Below are 4784 nucleotides of genomic sequence, written 5' to 3'. Positions count from 1 at the left end.
ACTTTGAGGTGATGTATCCTTTTAGTTCTTCTTCTAAATCTTCTATCTTATGTTCAGGCCAGAGTAATAATGCTAATTGTGCAACGAGGTGACTATCTGCTAGTTCTACTTTTTTAATCATGTTGATTCACGTCCTTTTCTCGTTTTTCTATATAGGCTTATTTTATATTATATTGTGTTAAATTAAACTTTTAAATGTAAATTCAAAAATCTACCTAAAATATATGTTTTAGGTAGATTTTAGGTGATAGCGTTTACTTTAAGAAAAAGTATTTAGCCTATAAGGCTTTAAATATTTTTTTAGAAACAAGTGAAATAAGGATGGATAATATGCTTACAATAAGTAGGATAACACCTGTCGTACTTTGGAACTTATCAAAGGCAAATCCATAGATTGTTTGGCCGATTGGTTGTGCACACATTGAAAGTGACATCATAAGTGCAATGACTTTGCCAACAAGTTCCGGCGGTGTTTCAGTTTGAACAGTAGCAATCATCTGAATACTGAAGATTGTAGCAAGACCCATAATTGCAAAGCTTGCAAGTGTAATAGCTATGTAACTGACAACGTCAGGAAGATTGAGCAATAGCGGTACTGCTATTACTAGAATCCCTACACCACAAAGGAATAATAAAGTATATGCATTTTGGAGTTTAAGATTCTCACCTTTTACAGCTGTGAATATTCCTCCACAAAGTCCACCTAAAGCTAATGCACCTTGAGAAAAACCTAAAAGACTATCACTCATTTGAAGTGTATCTACTATTAAAATAGGAATGCCTACAATCAGCATAGCTGTTAAAACAAGATTAAAGACAGCAATTAAAGCAATAATTTTAATCAAAATAGGTTTTTCATTTTTTATATAATTTATACTGCTATGCATATCATTTTTTATGATTGCAAATATCCCCCTTTGATCACATTTCTTTTCATAAGGAATATAAATGAAAAGCTCCATAATCGCTGATAACACGAAACAAATAATACTAATCATTAAAATAGGAATAATTCCAAAAGCACCATATAGCATACCGCCAATGATAGGACCTAAAAGACCTGCCAAAGCCCCAATTTGACTAATAACTGCTCCTGCAGATAAAATATTTTTTGTACTTACTAAAAACGGAATACTTGCTTGTACAGTAGGTTGATAAGTACCACTAATTCCATAGAGTAACATTAAAACGATGATAAAGAGGGGAACAATAGGTAACTTCCCTAGCGAAAGAAATAATACAAAAATAATACTGGCGGTGAGAAAATCTAGTACAACCATAATATTACGCTTATTCACTCTATCGGCTAATACCCCACCAAGAAACGATAAAATAATCATAGGTAAAAATGAGCATGCAGTAACTATACCAAATAATGCTGCTGAGCCTGTTTCACGAAGGAGATAAAGTGGTAGCGCAAAGCGCAGGATTGCATTGCCAAACAAGGAAATGATTTGGCCTAACACTACGAGGGTAAAGTTTTTATTAAATAACTTCTGATCTTTCATTGAAATCCTCCTTTAATACCAACTGTTGGTATGTATTTTATTTAAAATAAGCTGCCCTCTAAAGGGCAGATATTATTTTACTAATTATAAAGTTTGCAGTACTTCACGTATTGGGCTATTGTCTCTTCGTCTAATAAGTCGAGACCAATTCCATTTAAGAGTTGACTTAAGAAATTGAGTTTACGATCCATTTGTTCTGAGGTTACCTTTGCAATAATAGGATTAATCCAGATATTAAGAAGCACGATGATAACTTCTGCAAGTTCTTTAGGGAAGTCTGTTTTTATTGAACCATCTATAAGACCTTGAACAATAATAGGTTCAACGTATTGAGGTACAACTAAATCAAAGATTTGTGTAATTTGATTCATTAAAAATTTAGGTTCATTCATAATCTTAGTTGTCATAGACATTACAGCTTTACTATTTGGATTGGAATAAGCAGACTGAATCATAATTTTTAACTTCTCATAACCTGTATGTGTTTGGTTATCACGAATTTTAGCATAATAAAGGGCATTCGCATCACCTATTTTTTTGCAAACAGCTTCAAAAATTTCTTCTTTCGATTTAAAATGGTGATAAATAGCACCTTTTGAAAGGCCACCTAGATTATTAATAATGTCTTGAATCGAAGTATTTTCATACCCCTTTTCTATAAATAAATTTAAAGCTTCATCTAAAATAAGTTTTATAGTTTCTTCTGGATATTTATTCCTAGCCAATATATTTACCTCCATACATACCGTCGGTATTTATGTTATCATCGTTATTTTATAATGTCAAGTCTATTTGTAGGCCTATTAGTATAAAAGTCAATTAAGCGTTTAACTAAACAATCGTTAATGCTTTGCAAAAAGCCACAGCATCTGCTGTGGCTTTTTAAAAATTTCATAGAATTCTTTATAACTTAAAGACTAAGAAGACCTTTATCTTTCATCGTTTGAACAGACATCATAATCCCAAGGTAGGCATGATAGTCTGTAAGTCCACCTTGGAAGAATACTGTATAGGGTGGTTTAATGGGTGCATCTGCACTCAGCTCAATGGAAGCCCCTTGAACAAAGGCTCCTGCAGCCATAATAACAGGTGCGTCATAGCCTGGCATATCCCATGGTTCTGGAACAACGTAGCTATCTACTGGTGCACCTTTTTGAATGCCTTGACAAAAAGCAATGACGTTTTCTGGTGTACGCATATTAATAGCTTGAATAATGTCATTACGCCCTTCAGTAGATGTTGGCATTACTTCAAAGCCTAGCTTTTCATAAAGTGCCGCAGCAAAGACTGCCCCTTTTAATGCACTGGATACCACTTGTGGTGCCATGAATAATCCCTGAAGAACCGGTTGGTTTAGACCAAGTGTCGCCCCAACTTCTTTACCAAGACCTGGTGCAGTAAGGCGCATTGCTGCATTCTCAACAAATACTTCTTTCCCTACAATGTAGCCACCAATTGGTGCAAGGCCGCCCCCTGGATTTTTAATGAGTGACCCTACACAAAGGTCTGCACCCACTTCCGTTGGCTCAATTACGTCTACAAACTCACCATAGCAGTTATCTACCATACAAATAATATCTGCACGGATTCCTTTAATGAAAGCAATAAGTTCTCCAATTTGTGCTACTGAAAAAGTTGGACGATAACTATAGCCTTTTGAACGTTGAATGGTTACCATTTTTGTTTTAGGCGTAATGGCTTCACGAATGGCATCATAGTCAAAAGAGAAGTCTTCTTTTAAATCCACTTGTTTGTATGTAATGCCATATTCAGCAAGACTTCCATTTGTTTCACGGATACCAATAACCCCTTCAAGGGTATCATAAGGTTTGCCTACTGGTGACAAAAGCTCGTCCCCTGGACGTAAATTCCCAAATAATGCAACAGTTAAGGCATGGGTGCCTGACATAAGCTGTGGCCTTACAAGTCCTGACTCTGTTTTGAAAATATCTGCATAGATACTTTCTACCACTTCACGACCTAAGTCGTTGTAACCATATCCTGTTGTTGCTGCAAAGTGTATATCACTTAATCTATTTTTTTGCATTGCTGCTAATACTTTCGCGCCATTTTGGTGCATACGTGCATCGATACCTTCTAATACAGGAGCAATTTCATGCTTTGTTGCTTCACAAAATTCTTGCACATCCTGGTCGATTTTAAAAAGTTCATATAATGTATTCATAAGGACTCCTTCATGTAAGTACTCTAGTGTGTTTATTACAATATCTTTAATTATAATCATTTCGACAAGATATGCAAGGTAGCGTTCAGGTGTTCTAATCCCTTCCTAAGCTAAATTTCTTAATTTGCATGTAATACATCTTATTTTGTTTCTCATCAAAAGGCCACTGCACCTCCAGTGTATCTACACCTTGTACCTCCCCAGATGCTTCATAATGGGACATATCTTCAAGTCCTTGTATTGCACCTTGAATGCTTCCCTCTTGTCCAGCCCTTCCTACTTCAAATCCCATCACTAATTGCTTCTTGGCATGTCTAAAGAGTGTATCATTAAATTTTTCTATTGCCAAGCGATTCATCATCTTAATCTTATCCCTTACACTCACCTCTTCTTGTCTGATGGTTTCAAGAACAATCGTCCAAATCCATTCAAGCATGTTGAGTAATTGACTGTGTACCCCTAATGCCACTATAACGTCACAACTTGCTATGCCCAACTCTACAGGAGTTGTAAGTATTTGCCCTTCTAAGCTTTGAAGTTGCTTTAAGGCTAATTTGACTAAGTCTTCTAAATCTGTCTGTATTCCCTTTTTACGTACAGCTTCGATCAGTGTATCCACATAGTCTCTATAAGCGTCATCACCAATCCCGACAAAGTCTGCTACTTGCATTTTCAAGTTGGAATCTTTTTCTAAGTTGTACCTATACCTAGCAGCTTCCATACTTGGCACATCTTTATCCACTAGAATCACTTGTTTAAAATGTTTCGTTAATCGCTCTAAATCTAAATCATTGCATCTGCCTGCCCCACAGATAGCAAGGGTATGCTCTGGTGACGTATCCTTAATAATAAATTCTGTTACTTGATGGCGATATGCTTCCCACTCAGAAAAAGCATGTTCGATTTCTTGTAGCTTAATGAGTCTGTCATATAAATTCATTTGTTGAGCTCCTACTGTCCTCTTTGGCATTGTTTTCTTTTATTATACCAAATATCCTTTCCATTCAACTATTATTCGAATACTTTTAGGCTATATACATGTTGTTTTGTTTGATATAATATTTTTATATATTTAATTGTTTTTGAATTAT

General features: G+C 35.5%; 4 protein-coding genes. All 4 read right to left on the bottom strand.

The features are described from left to right. Window positions 1-278: 278 nt before the first annotated feature. On the bottom strand, window positions 279-1508 hold the full coding sequence (locus tag RRY75_RS13945; RefSeq protein WP_332494345.1) for an MFS transporter: 1230 nt from the start codon (window positions 1506-1508) through the stop codon (window positions 279-281). Between the two features lie 80 nt (window positions 1509-1588). Continuing rightward, entirely contained in the window at window positions 1589-2233 is a 645-nt protein-coding gene (locus RRY75_RS13940) for a TetR/AcrR family transcriptional regulator (protein ID WP_332494346.1), read from the bottom strand. A gap of 185 nt (window positions 2234-2418) precedes the next feature. Further along, window positions 2419-3693, bottom strand: a complete 1275-nt coding sequence (locus RRY75_RS13935) for a methionine gamma-lyase family protein (RefSeq protein ID WP_332494347.1) — start codon at window positions 3691-3693, stop codon at window positions 2419-2421. A 94-nt stretch (window positions 3694-3787) separates the two neighbouring features. Next, window positions 3788-4633, bottom strand: a complete 846-nt coding sequence (locus RRY75_RS13930; protein ID WP_332494348.1) for a hypothetical protein — start codon at window positions 4631-4633, stop codon at window positions 3788-3790. Window positions 4634-4784: the final 151 nt, after the last annotated feature.

Origin of the sequence: Niameybacter sp. (assembly GCF_036655075.1) — a bacterium.
GTDB lineage: Bacteria > Bacillota > Clostridia > Lachnospirales > Cellulosilyticaceae > Holtiella.
Note: the sequence above shows the minus strand (reverse complement) of the source record. Positions and strands in the feature narration are given on the sequence as shown.